This window comes from Dactylosporangium sp. NPDC000555 (assembly GCF_040300025.1).
Lineage (GTDB): Bacteria > Actinomycetota > Actinomycetes > Mycobacteriales > Micromonosporaceae > Dactylosporangium.
This window is the reverse complement of the sequence record NZ_JBEPDB010000004.1, coordinates 51,695-64,820: the sequence shown is the minus strand read 5'-3', so window position 1 is coordinate 64,820 and position 13,126 is coordinate 51,695. Positions and strand designations below refer to the sequence as shown.

Annotated in this window: 14 protein-coding genes; 5 read left to right on the top strand and 9 right to left on the bottom strand. The window is 68.8% G+C overall.

What is annotated here, in order from left to right:
• The first annotated feature begins 52 nt into the window (after positions 1-52).
• Both ABT297_RS04875 and ABT297_RS04870 read left to right on the top strand, forming a co-directional pair.
• Complete coding sequence (locus ABT297_RS04875) at positions 53-715, top strand: maleylpyruvate isomerase family mycothiol-dependent enzyme (RefSeq protein ID WP_350544799.1); 663 nt, start codon at positions 53-55, stop codon at positions 713-715.
• A gap of 177 nt (positions 716-892) precedes the next feature.
• Positions 893-1,273, top strand: a complete 381-nt coding sequence (locus tag ABT297_RS04870) for a hypothetical protein (RefSeq protein WP_350544798.1) — start codon at positions 893-895, stop codon at positions 1,271-1,273.
• A gap of 43 nt (positions 1,274-1,316) precedes the next feature.
• On the opposite strand, the gene ABT297_RS04865 is transcribed toward ABT297_RS04870, so the two are convergent.
• Both ABT297_RS04865 and ABT297_RS04860 read right to left on the bottom strand, forming a co-directional pair.
• Positions 1,317-1,724, bottom strand: coding sequence for a ribosomal maturation YjgA family protein (locus tag ABT297_RS04865; protein WP_350544796.1), 408 nt, complete (start codon positions 1,722-1,724; stop codon positions 1,317-1,319).
• A 47-nt stretch (positions 1,725-1,771) separates the two neighbouring features.
• Positions 1,772-2,869, bottom strand: a complete 1,098-nt coding sequence (locus tag ABT297_RS04860; RefSeq protein WP_350544795.1) for an FAD-dependent monooxygenase — start codon at positions 2,867-2,869, stop codon at positions 1,772-1,774.
• Positions 2,870-2,985: 116 nt separating this feature from the next.
• Between ABT297_RS04860 and ABT297_RS04855 the strand changes: the two genes are divergently transcribed.
• Positions 2,986-4,053, top strand: a complete 1,068-nt coding sequence (locus ABT297_RS04855; RefSeq protein WP_350544793.1) for a TetR/AcrR family transcriptional regulator — start codon at positions 2,986-2,988, stop codon at positions 4,051-4,053.
• Between the two features lie 57 nt (positions 4,054-4,110).
• Here ABT297_RS04855 and ABT297_RS04850 read toward each other — a convergent pair whose 3' ends face one another.
• On the bottom strand, positions 4,111-4,968 hold the full coding sequence (locus ABT297_RS04850; protein WP_350544792.1) for an LLM class flavin-dependent oxidoreductase: 858 nt from the start codon (positions 4,966-4,968) through the stop codon (positions 4,111-4,113).
• A gap of 600 nt (positions 4,969-5,568) precedes the next feature.
• On the opposite strand from ABT297_RS04850, the gene ABT297_RS04845 reads away from it, so the two are divergent.
• The gene (locus tag ABT297_RS04845; RefSeq protein ID WP_350544790.1) at positions 5,569-6,159 is read left to right on the top strand and encodes a hypothetical protein; all 591 of its coding nucleotides are present in this window, start codon (positions 5,569-5,571) and stop codon (positions 6,157-6,159) included.
• Positions 6,160-6,346: 187 nt separating this feature from the next.
• Here ABT297_RS04845 and ABT297_RS04840 read toward each other — a convergent pair whose 3' ends face one another.
• The 5 genes from ABT297_RS04840 to ABT297_RS04820 form a co-directional block, all read right to left on the bottom strand.
• Positions 6,347-7,468 (bottom strand): mannosyltransferase family protein, encoded by a 1,122-nt coding sequence (locus tag ABT297_RS04840; protein ID WP_350544789.1) that lies wholly within the window; start codon positions 7,466-7,468, stop codon positions 6,347-6,349.
• Positions 7,469-7,656: 188 nt separating this feature from the next.
• Complete coding sequence (locus ABT297_RS04835; RefSeq protein ID WP_350544787.1) at positions 7,657-8,658, bottom strand: glycosyltransferase family 2 protein; 1,002 nt, start codon at positions 8,656-8,658, stop codon at positions 7,657-7,659.
• Positions 8,659-8,825: 167 nt separating this feature from the next.
• Entirely contained in the window at positions 8,826-9,191 is a 366-nt protein-coding gene (locus ABT297_RS04830; RefSeq protein ID WP_350544785.1) for a macro domain-containing protein, read from the bottom strand.
• A 191-nt stretch (positions 9,192-9,382) separates the two neighbouring features.
• A complete protein-coding gene (locus ABT297_RS04825; RefSeq protein ID WP_350544784.1) occupies positions 9,383-9,883 on the bottom strand; it encodes a hypothetical protein in 501 nt (166 codons plus the stop codon).
• A complete protein-coding gene (locus ABT297_RS04820; protein ID WP_350544782.1) occupies positions 9,876-10,169 on the bottom strand; it encodes a metal-sensitive transcriptional regulator in 294 nt (97 codons plus the stop codon). The genes ABT297_RS04825 and ABT297_RS04820 overlap by 8 nt, the downstream gene beginning before the upstream one ends.
• 98 nt (positions 10,170-10,267) lie before the next feature.
• On the opposite strand from ABT297_RS04820, the gene ABT297_RS04815 reads away from it, so the two are divergent.
• Positions 10,268-12,499: a putative bifunctional diguanylate cyclase/phosphodiesterase gene (locus ABT297_RS04815; protein ID WP_350544781.1), complete on the top strand. Its 2,232-nt coding sequence runs from the start codon at positions 10,268-10,270 to the stop codon at positions 12,497-12,499.
• Here ABT297_RS04815 and ABT297_RS04810 read toward each other — a convergent pair.
• Complete coding sequence (locus tag ABT297_RS04810; protein WP_350544779.1) at positions 12,496-13,074, bottom strand: thymidine kinase; 579 nt, start codon at positions 13,072-13,074, stop codon at positions 12,496-12,498. The two genes, ABT297_RS04815 and ABT297_RS04810, sit on opposite strands and share 4 nt — an antisense overlap.
• Positions 13,075-13,126 lie beyond the last annotated feature (52 nt).

Here is a 13,126-nt window from a genome sequence, read left to right as displayed (position 1 = left end):
GACAGTGGCCGCTGGCAGACCGGCGCCCTCGATCACCATAGGAGACCTGGACATGACCGAGAAGCAATCGACAGCCCGTACCGCAGGTGGGGCCGACACCTGGTCCCGGATCCACGCCGAACGCGCGGCCCTGGCGGCCGACCTCGCGGAACTGACCGATCAGCAGTTCGCGACCTCGTCGTTGTGCACCGGTTTGACGGTACGCGAGGTGCTCGCGCACCTCACCGCGTCGGCCAGCCTGAACCCCTGGCAATGGCTGGCGGGCGTCATCCGCTGCGGGTTCGACTTCGACAAGCAGGTGAGCATGCGGCTGAACGAGCAGTTGGGTGCAACCGCCGGCGAGACACTGGAACGATTCCGCGGCATCGTCATGAGTAGGACCAAACCGCCACTGCCGACCATGGCGATGCTCGGCGAAACGCTTGTGCACGGGGAGGACATCCGGCGGCCGCTGGACATCCGCCGGGCTTATCCGATTGAGACCATCACCCAGGTCGCCCGGTACTACCAGGGCTCCGACCAGGTCGTCCTGGCCAAAGGCCGGATCCGAGGCCTGCTGCTCGTCGCGAACGACGGCCCCTTCTCCACCGGTTCCGGGCCACTGGTGTCCGGCACCACCCTCGCACTGACAATGGCGATGACCGGGCGTGCGACGTACTGCGACGAACTCGAAGGCGACGGTGTCGCAACCCTGCACGACCGCTGTGCCCCATGATCGCCTGCCGGCCGGGACCCACGGCGGGTTGGACTGAGTGCGCATCAACGCCCATCGGGATCGGCATCACTGATGGCGGCGGGCTGCCACGCTGCCGTCACGGCGTACAACCCCTTGCGGCTATTGACTTCGCTATCTGCTGAGAGAGCTACCCCCGCCGTGACATAGTCTTCAGCAGTGGACACACCGGATCTCACACCCCGCGTGCTCGTGATCGGACTTGATCCGTATCGGGTGCCTGGGCCTTGGGACCCCAAGCCGGTAGCAGACCGCATCGAAGCCGGACGGACCCGGTTCACCGAACACGGCGTGGCGGCTGAGTTCTGTTTGTTCGGTCTCGACGGCAGCGACGACATAGAGGCAGTCGTCACCGCCGTCCTTCGCGCGCAGCCTTGGGAATGCGTCGTCATTGGTGGCGGTGTGCGCGATCAGCTGGAACTGTTCGAGCGCGTGGTCAACCTGGTGCGTCGGCACGCTCCCGACGCAGCGATCGCATTCAGCGCCACCCCGGAGGACACCTTTGAGGCAGCCACCCGTTGGGTGGAGATTCCCGGGTGAGGGCCCGTCCCGCCGAGCGGGTGGCCGCCCGAACCGCCGTTCGTCAGGCCGTGCGCCGCAGGTTCAGGAGCCGGTCGAGGACGACGAGCGGGACCACGCCGACCGGGTACCACAGCAGGTCCGTCGGGTCGAACGCCACGCCGAGCGCGAGCCGAGCCACGACGCTGTGCGCGGAAAGGGTCGCCGGCACACCGGTCAGCTGGAACAGCTCGACGGCCCAGCAGAACCCGATCGCGGCGGTGCCGGCGGCCCACGCCGCCGTGCGCGGCCGCAGGAACACGACCCCGGCGTACACCATCGAGGCATACAGCGCGGTGCCGGAGTACTGCTCCAGGTCGTTGGCGCTCTCCAACACGGTGCCGCTCGCGGCCCGGATTCCCAGCGCCACGGCGAGCGCCAGGACCGCCAGCGCCACCATCGCCAGCCGGATCGCCCGGGTTGTGAGCGGCATGGCAGCGATCCTACGACCCGTTAGGGGCGACCGGGGTGGCAGAGGTGTCAGAGCGTGATGGCCCACTTCGCCCGTTCGATGGACTCCTCGGCCGCCGGCGCGCCCGGGTTCTCGGTGGCGAGTGCCTGGTTCAGCTCGGCGAACGGGCGCATCCGGGCCTCGTAGCGGCCCAGCGCCGCTCGGGGATCGCCGCCGGATCGGGCCAGCTCATCGGCGACGACGTACGCGCCGACGAGCGCGAGGCTGGTGCCCTGCCCCGATAGTGGCGACGCGCAGTAGGCGGCGTCGCCGACGAGCGTGATCCGGCCGTTCGACCATGAGTCCAGCCGGACCTGGGCCATCGCGTCGAAGTAGAAGTCGGGCGCGTGCCACATCGCCTTGAGCAGCCGGGGCATCTCCCAGCCCAGCGACGCGGCGCGCTCGGCGACGAGCTGCCGCTGAGCGTCGAGGTCGCGGTGGTCGTAGTCGATCGGATCCGCGAAGAACCCGACGTTGACCCGCAACTCGGTGTTGTCGCGGGCCGGGTAGATCCCGGCGCCGACCGTGTCGTCGCGCAGCCAGATCTGCCAGTTGTCCAGGCCGAGCATGTTGTCGGTGGTGTACACGGCCAGGTACGTGCCGAGGTGGTGCACGTGCCGCGACTGCGGGTCGAACGCCAGCCGCCGCACCTTCGAGTGCAGCCCGTCGGCGCCGACGACGAGGTCGAACCGGCGCGGCCCGCCCCGCTCGAACGTCACGTCGACGCCGTCGTCGTCCTGGCTCAGGGTCGCGATCGAGTCGCCGAAGACGTACTCCACGCCGGCGGCCCGCTCGGTGAGCAGGCCGGTCAGGTCCTCGCGCAGGATCTCCAGGTCGTCGCTCTCGAGGCGGCCGCTGCTGGGCGCGTGCTCGGTCGAGCGGAACAGCTCGTTGCCATCGGCGTCGAGCATCGACGAGCCCCGCATCCGGGTGCGCACCGCGCGCAGCGGCTCCAGCAGGCCCATGCGCTCGACGACGCCGAGCGCGACGCCGCGCACGTCGATCGCCTGCCCGCCGGTGCGCGGCGCCGGTGCGCGCTCGACGACGGTGACCTCGGCGCCGTGGCCATGCAGCCAGTAGGCGAGGGCGGGCCCGGCCACACTCGCGCCGGAGATGAGCACCTTCATGATTTCCCCTTTGCTCGTACACTGTACGCAAGCTGAATGTACGGCGTACGAACTGGATAAACAAGCATGAATGTGTACTATGACAGACGTTGCTGTACTAGGACAGGAGCTGGCCGATGACGGAGCCGCCGTACCTGCGCATCGTCACGGAGCTGCGCGGGCGGATCGTCGACGGGCGGCTCGCGCCGGGCGACCGGGTGCCGTCGACGCGGCAGCTGGCGAGGCAGTGGGGCGTGGCCCTGGCCACCGCGACGAAGGCCCTGACCGTGCTGAAGCAGGAGGGGTGGGTGACCGCCCGACCGCGGGCGGGGACCGTGGTCGCGGCGAACCTGCCTGGGGTACCCGTCAGCGGCCTACCGGCGGGTGAAGCCGCACGCGTGACCGGCAGCGCCGAGGCAAGCCCAGCGAATGAGCCGGCCGGGGGTGGCACGCGCCGAGCCTTCCACGGCGAGCGGGGGCCGAACCGGGGGCCGACCCCCACGCCGATCCGGGAGCCCAATCGGGAACTGAACCGGGATCAGGTCGTCCGGGCCGCGATCGAGATCGCCGACGCGGAAGGGCTCGACGCGCTGTCGATGCGCGGCGTCGCGGCGCGGCTCGGGGTGTCGACGATGTCGACGTACCGGCACGTTGCGAGCAAGGACCAGCTCGTCGTCCTGATGGCGGACGCCGCGTTCGGCGAACTGGGTTACGCGCCGCCCCACCCGGCCGGCTGGAGGCCGCTGCTGGAGCGGGTAGCGCGCACCATGTGGGCGCTGTACCGCCGACATCCATGGCTCGCCCAGGTGACTCCACTGACGAGGCCGCTTCCCTTGCCGAACCTGCTGCTGCACGGCGAGCAGATGATGGCCGCGCTCGACGGCCACGGGTTCGACGCGACCGTCCGGCTGGATCTGCAGGTGGTGCTGTACAGCCACGTGCAGGGCCTGGCGGTACAGCTCGAGGGCGAGGTGCAGGCACAGGCGCGCAGCGGGCTGAGTGAGGATGAGTGGATGGAGGTGCATGGCCCGGCCCTCGGTGAGATCGCCGCCTCCGGCCGCTACCCCGGCTTCACCGCGTTGATGTCGGGGTTCGCCGAGACCGGCGGCTACGACCTCGACCTGGACAAGATTTTCGAGCTGGGGCTACGCACCATGCTCGACGGCCTGGCGCTTCAGCTGGACCGGCATGCGACACCGGCCTAGCAACGCGCGGCGGGTTCGGCCGCCCGGTTTGTCGCTCGCAGCGGTGGGGACCGCCGGTCACCGACCGAGAGCGTCGGCGAGCATGTCGACCTGGTCGGGGTTGGGGTCGTTGCCGGTGAAGATGAGTTCGTCGCAGTCGTGCTGCTCGAACTCGGTCACGATCGCGGGGATCTGGTGGTCTGACGTGAGTGCGGAGTCGATGCCGTGCTGTGTCCACTCTTCGCCGGCGAAGGCGTAGTAGGCGCCGATGGCGCGACGCACGGCTGTCTTCGCTTCGGGACCGAGCGCGAACATTGTGGACGCGACGACTCGCGGCGTGCCGGCTCGGCCGTGCTCGTTCCACTTGTTGCGGAGCTTGGGCACGAACTCATCGAGGTCATCGGCGGTCGCGGTGCCGGCCAGCCAGCCGTCTCCCCGGTGGGCGGTGCGGCGGAGGGTGGCGGCTGATGTACCCCCGAAGAGCAGTGGAGGGCCGCCGGGAGTGGCGGGTAGCAGGCCGGTCCCAGCGCCGTCGTGAAAGGCGTCATCGAGCCGTCCGAGCAGGGCGTCGAACTGGTCTCCGCGACTGGCGTAGGGAGCCCCCGAGGCGGCGAAGTCGTCCTCTCTGAAGCCGGCGGCCAGTCCGAGTCGGAGCCGATGCGGGCCTGCGATGTGGTCGAGCGTGATGACCGACTTCGCGAAGAGCAGGTGGTTGGTGTGCAGGGGCGCGAGGAGCACGCTGGTCTGCAGGCGAATGCTGGTAGTGGCCGCTGCGGCAGCGGCCAGCACGGTGAGCGGTTCCGGCGTTGCCCACAGGAGCCGATCGCTCACGTTGATGGAGCTGAAGCCTCGCGCTTCGGCGCGCCTGGCCCACTCGATGAGAAGGCGCCCGTCGCGCCACGGTGCGTGACCGGGTAGCCCGATTCCTACTTCCATCAGGGTTCCTCGTTTCGCGTCAGTACTTCACCGGTGTGCATGGTGGTCGGAGGCGAGCTTCACCGGACTGTGGGCGTCGAAGGAGTCGACCGGGCAGGCGGGGATGCGGATTGAGCTCCAGTCCCTCAGTCGCGCCGACGGGCGAGACCTGCTCGCTCACCACGTTCGGAGCTACCCCAGGCAGACCGAAGCTGACCTCTAAAGTTTGCATGTGAACGATTCTCGTGCGAATCGTATATTCCCGATGGTTCACATGTCAACGGTTCACTCGTAGACTCTCCCGCGGTGGCGACGAAGCGGACGACTGCGGATGGCACCGTTGGCCGCGGAGCTGATGATCTCGCGGGGCGGCGCTGCCCGTCCGGTCACCAAGACGGAAAGGACGGATGGGTCGCGCGGACCACGCCCCCCGTGGACCGGCGGGCGACATGGCGCGGCTGACACCAACGGGCCGCGAGTTGCTCGCAGCCGGGCAGTATTGTGCCGGCCGCCCTACGCCCGCGAATCCCGTGCAAGACCCTCGGATGATCTGGGGAACCGATGCGCGTTTGGCAACGTCTGACGTGTTGTCGGCACCTACTCGTGGAACGGGGAAGTCAATTGTCTACCGGGACGTTTCGCTCGATCGCGGTAACGGGCGTGTTTCTCATGGCGCTGGCCGGATGCGGTTACAACGACACGTCCACGGTCGCGCCCGATTACCCTGCGTACTCCGACTTGCCCGCGTTGTTCAACAAAGCCGACCTCATCATTGAGGCCACTGTCGACCATGGAGCGAAAACGCAATACCTGCGCTCCTCGATCTCGCCGGAAAACGACCCGCGATCGAACCCGAACGCCGGTGCCGACAAGGGGCAGGACGCAATCACCGACACGACCGTCGTGACAGTGTTTCAAGCAAAAGCGCACAAGGTTTACAAGGGTGATGTCAAGGTCGGCGGCACGGTTGCGATCCAGCAGCCTGGCGGCACGCTCAACGGACAGACGTTCCGTGAGGCAGGCGCCAAACCGCTGCGCGAGGGCGGCCGATACATCCTGTTTCTCAGCATCTATCCCGGCTTCCCTGCGTCGCTGCTCAATCCCGATCAAGCGCAATACCCGATCGACTCAGCCGGGACGCTGTCCAGGGTCAGCGACATAGCCCCCACGTTCACCGTTTCCGATCTTGAGCACGTCGCGGCGAATAGTTGAAGGCGATACGCGCGAACCGGTGAATCTGATGGCTGACCGAAGTGCAGCGTCTCGGCGACAGTCACGAAGTAACGCGACTGGCGCAGTTCCATGCCGCCCGCGATATCGACAGTGGTGAGGCGTCCGGCGCGGTCCGAACGCGGCATCCGCGTGGTCAACCAGACCGTGGCGGTCGTGACGGAGATCGTCAGCCAGCCCAGTCCCCGGTGAGATAGAGGATGAGCAAACCCACCTGCAGCGGCAAGCCGGCGAACACGACGAACTTCTCCACAAACCGGTTTCTCGCCATCTGGGCCATGACGAGAAACATCGGGAAGAACGTCAGGGCATACCGGTTCATCGACTGCATCGGCGTCCCGCCGTCGATCGAGGTTGGTTGCAGGACCGCGATGATGAAGGGCAGTGCTCCCGCCAGGACGAGGTAGAGCTGGTCGCGACGCAGGCGCCACGGTCCCACAAAGCACAGCACCAGGAAGGCCAGGCCCAGCAGGCAGGTGGCGATGTCGAGTAGGTTGATCACTCCCGCGTAGGGGTGGCGGGCCGGGTTGAGGTATCGCAGCGAGTGCGCGATCGTGGTCCACGGCATGTACATCCCACCTCGGCCCCAGTGGGCCTGGGCGTCGCGGAACAGCATGGGATTGTCGAAACGCCACCAGAGGAAGGCCATGTAGAGCATCAAGCCGAGCGGGGCAAGGGCGATACCGAGGACGTTGAGCCTGATCCGGCGCCAGCGGAACTCGCGCTGTCGCAGATACTCGTAGGCGAAGGCGACACAGATGGTGACCCCGAGCACCCGGGTCGCGCTGCTCGCGCCGGCCAGCAGGCCCGCGGCCCACCAGTGTCCCCGGCGGGCGCAGTAGAGCGCGGCGAAGGTCAGCAGCAGGAACAGCGACTCGCTGTACGCGGTGGCGAGGTAGAACGCCGTCGGGAAGGCGATGAACATGAGCAATGTGCGTTCGGCGGAGCCGGCTCCCAGCTCGTGGTCGACCAGCCGGTACAGCACGACCAGCATGCCCAGGGCCGCCACGTTGCTGACCACGAGGGCGGCGACCGCGACGTCCCCTGGCAGAACGTACGAGGCGAGCCGGACCACGATGGGATACCCCGGTGGCCACACCGGATAGGCCGAGTCGAGGCTCTTGAACGTGGGGTCCTCGACGATTGGGTACCCGAAGTTCGCGATGGTTGCGTAGACGAGGCCGTCCCATTGCACCCAGTTGTGGACGACCTGCGACAGCCACGACCGGCCGGGCTCGACCTTGACTGTTTCGAAGCGCAGCGCGATGAACTGGACGGCGAGGTAAGCCACGTGGCAGACCAGCCAGTACAGTCCGCCGATCCGCCAGGCCCGAGCCCAACCTCCTCGTTCCTCGGACGCCGTCGCGATCTCGGACGGCTCGCCACCGTCCGTAGGGGTGGGCTCGCTGACTACTCCTGACAGCACCATTGCCGACGCTACCGACCGTTTCGAGGCGAAAATCTGGACTAGGGACCTTGTTATCCGACCAGCGTTCCGACCGGATTGTTGTGGTCCGGCTGGACCAACTGTGCCGGCTGGTCCGGCTGGGCAACCGAGTCGTACGAGATCCGGAACTGGGGTCGTTGCAATAGGTGAGCGTAGATGCGGGCGATGTACTCGCCGAGAAGCCCGATGCACACCAGTTGAATCGCGCCGAGCAGAAGTACGGCGAGAAACATGGAGGTCCAGCCGGGCACCACGACGCCGCGGGCGTAGCTGACGATGCTGTACGCCACCAGGGCGAGGCAGGCCAGGAACCCTATCGCGCCAAGCCACGTCGCGATGCGCAGGGGCATGGCGGAGAAGCGGGTGAGGCTGTCGACGGCCAGCGCGATCATCTTGCTGAGCGGGTACTTCGTCGTTCCGGCGGCGCGTTCGGCGCGGACATACGGCACCTCGCCGCTGCTGAAGCCCAACGCTGGTACAACCAGACGGTAGACGGGTTTCTGCTCGGGAAGCTCGGTCAACGCGTTGACGACGTCGCGACTGATGAGCCGGAAGTCGCCGGCCTGCGACGGAACCCAGCTACCGACGTAGCGTCGCATGAGCCAGTAGTACAGACCCGCGGTGGTTTTCTTGAAGAGGGCGTCCGTCGTCCGGTCTGCCCGGACCCCGTAGACGACGTGGAGACCTTCGGCGCGGGCCAGCGCGAGCATCTCGGGGATCTTCTCGGGCGGGTCCTGCAGGTCGGCATCGATGCTGACGACGTACTGACCGAGCGCTCGCTGCAAGCCGGCGGCGAGCGCCGCCTGATGGCCGGAGTTGCGCTGCAACTGGATGAGGCGAAGCTGCGGCCAGCCGATCTGCAGGCCGCGGATGATCTCATTGGAACGGTCCTGGCTGCCATCATCGACGAGGATCACCTCGTACGCTTCGCCAATGCCGTCCATGACTCGCCGTAGCCGGTCAATGGTCAGGTGGAGCACGGCTTCTTCGTTATAGACGGGAGTGACTACGGACAAAACAGGTGTTCGGTCCACTTCTCCGCACCCCAATCCAGGCAGTGTGCCGTTGCATTGAGCGCCAGCGCCGGGCCACTGTACACGGAACGTGAAAGATTCTACGTCCTCGCCGAGTGCCGCCCGTCCAGTGTGGACAAACATGCTGAGCCATAGCGGAACCGGTCATTGTGTCCTGCGTGGGGAGATTACGCGAGGTCGTACACGGTCACGGGGATGTCCCGGGCGGACAGCCGGGCGGTGATCAGCGGCTCGATGCGCTCCCAGTGGCCGCCGGCCAGGCCGGTGCCGATGCGGGGAATGTGCGCCGAGGCGGCGAGGCGTTCGGCGTGATCGGCGAGGGCGGCCAGGCAACGGTCGACCGCGTCGTACCGGATCGGCGGTCCCTTGGAACCCGTCCGCATACCGTGCTGGCCGATCATGTTGGCGACCCAGAGGTCGCCGCGGACCTGGATCAGCCGGACCGCGCCGAGGCCGAAGTCGTTGTGGGAGCGGCCGCGGTGCCAGGCCCGGTAGTCGCGCTCCGGCTCGGGCCAGCGGCGGGACACGGCCACCACGAAACCCTTGCCCAGCCGCCGAAGTCGTTGCAGACGTGCGCGATCACCTTCGGTCCGGCCGCCTGCGGGCTGGTCGCGTCGCCTTGGCGGATCGTCAGCGGTACCACCTGGAAAAACTAACCGACGCCGCCGCCGCGCGGATATCCCAACATGTCATGAAATGTCGGATATGTCGCATCGGTCGGGGTTCAGTTCAGCGTGTGGCCGGGGAGGACCACGGCGAAGGCGCGCGGGAAGCCCAACGTGTCCAGGCGGCGGGTCTGCGCGTCGGTGACCGTGACCGTGGTGGCCTCGCCGCGCGAGGGGTTGAAGCACCGCAGCGCGCCGCCCTCGTGGCCGACGATGAGGACCCAGTGGCGCGGGATCGTCGCGCCGATGAGCATCGCCACCGGCCAGTCGGACTCCACCGCGGCCAGCACGGCGCCCAGGTCCTTTCGGAAGAGCCGCCAGGTGTACCGCACGCCGAGCGCCTCCGTGTGCGCGGAGATCGCGGCCGCCACGCCCCACGGGGTCGTGCCCAGCTTGCGCGGCCACAGCCGGTTGGCGGCGGCGTGGATGCGGTGCTGCTCGCCGGCCGCGTCGGTGACCGTCGCGCCGTACGCGGGATCAAGCGCCGCGGACGCCACCAGCGCCACGGTCGGGCCGCACGTGTAGCCGTCGGTCTGCCGGACGAACAGGTAGTCAGCCACGGCGCAGGAGCCGGCCGACCGCGGCCATCATCTCCGTCGCCATCTCCTCGCCCCGGCCCTCCTCGGCGCCGTGGTGCATGCAGTGGCGGGCGTGGTCGTCGAGCAGGCCGAGTGCGACCTTGTCCAGGGCCGCCTGGATCGCGCTGATCTGCGTCAGCACGTCGATGCAGTACCGATCCTCGTCGACCATCTTCTCCACGCCTCGGACCTGGCCCTCGATGCGGCGCAGGCGGCTTTGGAGCTGGTCCTTGGTCGCGGTGTACCCGCGCGGCGTCGCGGTAGTCATGCCGACCAGCATACCCGTTTCGCAAGGAACCCCCTGGGGGTATAAAGCCGAGGAAAACAACCCTCAACCCCGCACCGCGGGCTGCCGATAACCCTCGCGTGGAACATTGGCTGACCAGACGCTTCTGGATCGTCTGGTTCCTGGTGGGCGGCGTGGCGGCGGCCGTGTGCCCGCTACTGCCCAAAAACTCGTACCTCGCGAACGTCGGGTACGAGGCGGTCGCCTTCGGCGCCGTCATCATGGTGCTGCTCGGTGTGCGGCGCAACCGGCCCGAGCGGCGCGCGCTGTGGTACTTGTTCGCCGCCGGCCTGGCTGTGCGGATCCTCGGTGACGTGACGTACGGGATATTTTTCCACAAAACCGGCGCCGTGCCCTTCCCGTGCGTCGCCGACGCGTTCTACCTCGGCGCCTACCCCGCCATCGCGGCCGGGATGTGGCTGCTGCTGCGTGCGCAGGGCCGCGACCGGGCCGGCCTGATCGACGGGTGCATCACGGCCGCGAGCGGCGGGCTGCTGTTCTGGGCCTTCGTCATGCGGCCCATCGCCGATGCCGGGCGCGTGTCCGCGATCCAGCAGGCGTTCTCCCTGGCGTACCCCGCCGCCGACGTGGTGCTGCTGGTGCTGCTGGCCCGCCTGCTCACCGGGCGGGCGGCCCGCAAGCCGAGCTACTGGCTGCTCGTGGCGAGCATGCTGGTGATGTTCGCCAGCAACGTGAGCTACTCGGTGCTCTCCAACTATTCGGCGGTACCGAATGGAGTGCTGGAGACCGGGTGGCTGACGTCGTATGTCGCGCTCGGCGCGGCGGCGCTGCACCCGTCCATGCGGGCGCTGACCGCGCGGGTCGACGTCGCCGAGACGGCCCCGTCCCGGGGGCGGCTGGTGGTGCTCGCGATCAGCTCCCTGATTGCCCCGGTGCTGTTGCTCGGGCAGGGCCTCGCCGGGGTCCGCCACATCGACTGGCTGGCCATCGGGGCGGTGGCGGCAGCTCTGTTCCTGCTGGTCCTGGTGCGCATGGCCGGCCTGGTGGGGCAGGTGCAGTCGCAGGCCTACCAGCTCAGCGAGCTGGCCATGCGCGACGACCTCACCGGCCTGCCCAACCGGCGGCTGCTGGAGGAGCTGATACGCGACGAGCTCAACCGCGGCGGGCACCCGCAGGTCGCCTTCATCGACCTCGACGACTTCAAGCGCATCAACGACGGGCTCGGCCACGCCGTGGGCGACCAGCTGCTGGTCGCGGTCGGCCGGCGGCTCGGCGGGGTGCTGCGGCCCGCGGATGTGGTCGCCCGCCTCGGCGGGGACGAGTTCGCCGTGCTCATGCCCGAGACCGGCCGGACCGCCGCCGACGCGCTCGTCGCCGAGCTCGCCGCGGCGCTCGAGCAGCCGGTCTTCGCCGGCGAGCACCACCTGCTGGTCCAGGCCGGCATCGGCGTCGCGGACGCGGCCGGCACGCGCGACCCGTTCGAGGTGCTGCGCCGCGCCGACGTCGCCATGTACGCGGCGAAGGAGAGCAAGTCGCGGCAGGAGCGGTTCCGCCCCGAGTTCGACCAGCGCCTCTCCGAGCACGCCCGGCTCGGCGCACAGTTGCGCGAGGCGCTCGACCAGGGGCAGTTCCAGCTGGTGTACCAGCCGATCGTGGCGCTGCCGCACGGCGAGATCGCCGGCGTCGAGGCGCTGATCCGCTGGCACCACCCGGAGCTGGGGTTCATGAGCCCGGCCGACTTCATCCCTGTTGCCGAGCGCAACGGCCAGATCGTCGAGCTCGGCGCGTGGATCCTGCTCGAGGCATGCTCGCGGGCGGCCACCTGGCTCGCCACCCTCGGCGACGCGGCACCCGGCAAGGTGAGCGTCAACGTGTCGGCCCGGCAGCTCGTCGAGCCCGACTTCGCCGAGGTGGTCGCGGCGGTACTCGCGGCGACCGGCCTGCCCGCGGAGCGCCTGACCCTGGAGGTGACCGAGACCGCGGTCTTCGGCGGCGGCCGCGCGATCGAGGCCCTCGACGCGGTGCACCGGCTCGGGGTGCGCATCGCGCTGGACGACTTCGGCACCGGGCACTCGTCGCTGGGCCTGCTGCAGACGTGCCCGGTCGACGTACTCAAGGTCGACAAGTCCTTCGTCGACAACGTCACCATGGCGGGCCGGCACGCGGTCATCGCGACGGCGCTCATCAATGTCAGCGACGGGCTCAACCTCGACGCGATCGCCGAGGGCGTCGAGACCGCCGAGCAGGCTCGGGAGCTCTACCGGCTCGGGTACCGCTACGCGCAGGGGTACCACTTCGGCCGCCCGGTGGCCGACCCGCGGTTCGCGCTCGAGCCGGCGGCCGCCGCCTAGGCAATCGGCTGTGTGGGCAGGCGCTGCGGCAGGACGACGCAGGTGCGGCAGCGGGCCTCGTACGTGTACGTCCCGTCGTCGGGCAGCGCCGTCGAGGGCGCGAGCTCGCGGACCATCGGCTCGCCGTGCTCGAGCACCTGGGTGTACACGGCGGAGAAGGAACGGCACCGGTCACATACCGCTCGCCGGTAGGTCACGCTCGCCGGCCCGAGCTCCAGCAGCGCGCGCACCGGCGCGAACAGCTCGCCCCGGTGGTCGAGGTCGATCCCGGCGGCCACGACCCGCGTGCCGCGTTCCAGCAGCCGCCGCACCACGGCCATGTCCGGCAGCGCGAACATGTGCACCTCGTCGATGCCGACGACATCGAGATCCTCTTCGAGCGCCGAGGCCAGCGACGTGGCCTTCACGGTGGCGAGTGCCGCCCCGCTGCGCGACACCACGCCGGCGTCGCGCACGTGCCGGGCGCTCTGGAACACGCGGTGCCGGGCGTCGGTGTACCGCAGCGGCGACAGCAGGCTCACGAGCTCGAGCGACTTGCCGCTCTTCATCGGCCCGAGAATGACGGTCAGATCCACGGCGCAACAGGCTACTCCGGCTTGCGGCCGCCGCCCGGAGCGGGCATGTTTG

Excerpts from the sequence above, each read along its gene's own strand:
- ABT297_RS04860 (WP_350544795.1), bottom strand. The coding sequence starts at position 2,869 with ATGAAGGTGCTCATCTCCGGCGCGAGTGTGGCCGGGCCCGCCCTCGCC.
- ABT297_RS04855 (WP_350544793.1), top strand. The coding sequence starts at position 2,986 with ATGACGGAGCCGCCGTACCTGCGCATCGTCACGGAGCTGCGCGGGCGG.
- ABT297_RS04820 (WP_350544782.1), bottom strand. The coding sequence starts at position 10,169 with ATGACTACCGCGACGCCGCGCGGGTACACCGCGACCAAGGACCAGCTC.
- ABT297_RS04850 (WP_350544792.1), bottom strand. The coding sequence starts at position 4,968 with ATGGAAGTAGGAATCGGGCTACCCGGTCACGCACCGTGGCGCGACGGG.
- ABT297_RS04865 (WP_350544796.1), bottom strand. The coding sequence starts at position 1,724 with ATGCCGCTCACAACCCGGGCGATCCGGCTGGCGATGGTGGCGCTGGCG.
- ABT297_RS04875 (WP_350544799.1), top strand. The coding sequence starts at position 53 with ATGACCGAGAAGCAATCGACAGCCCGTACCGCAGGTGGGGCCGACACC.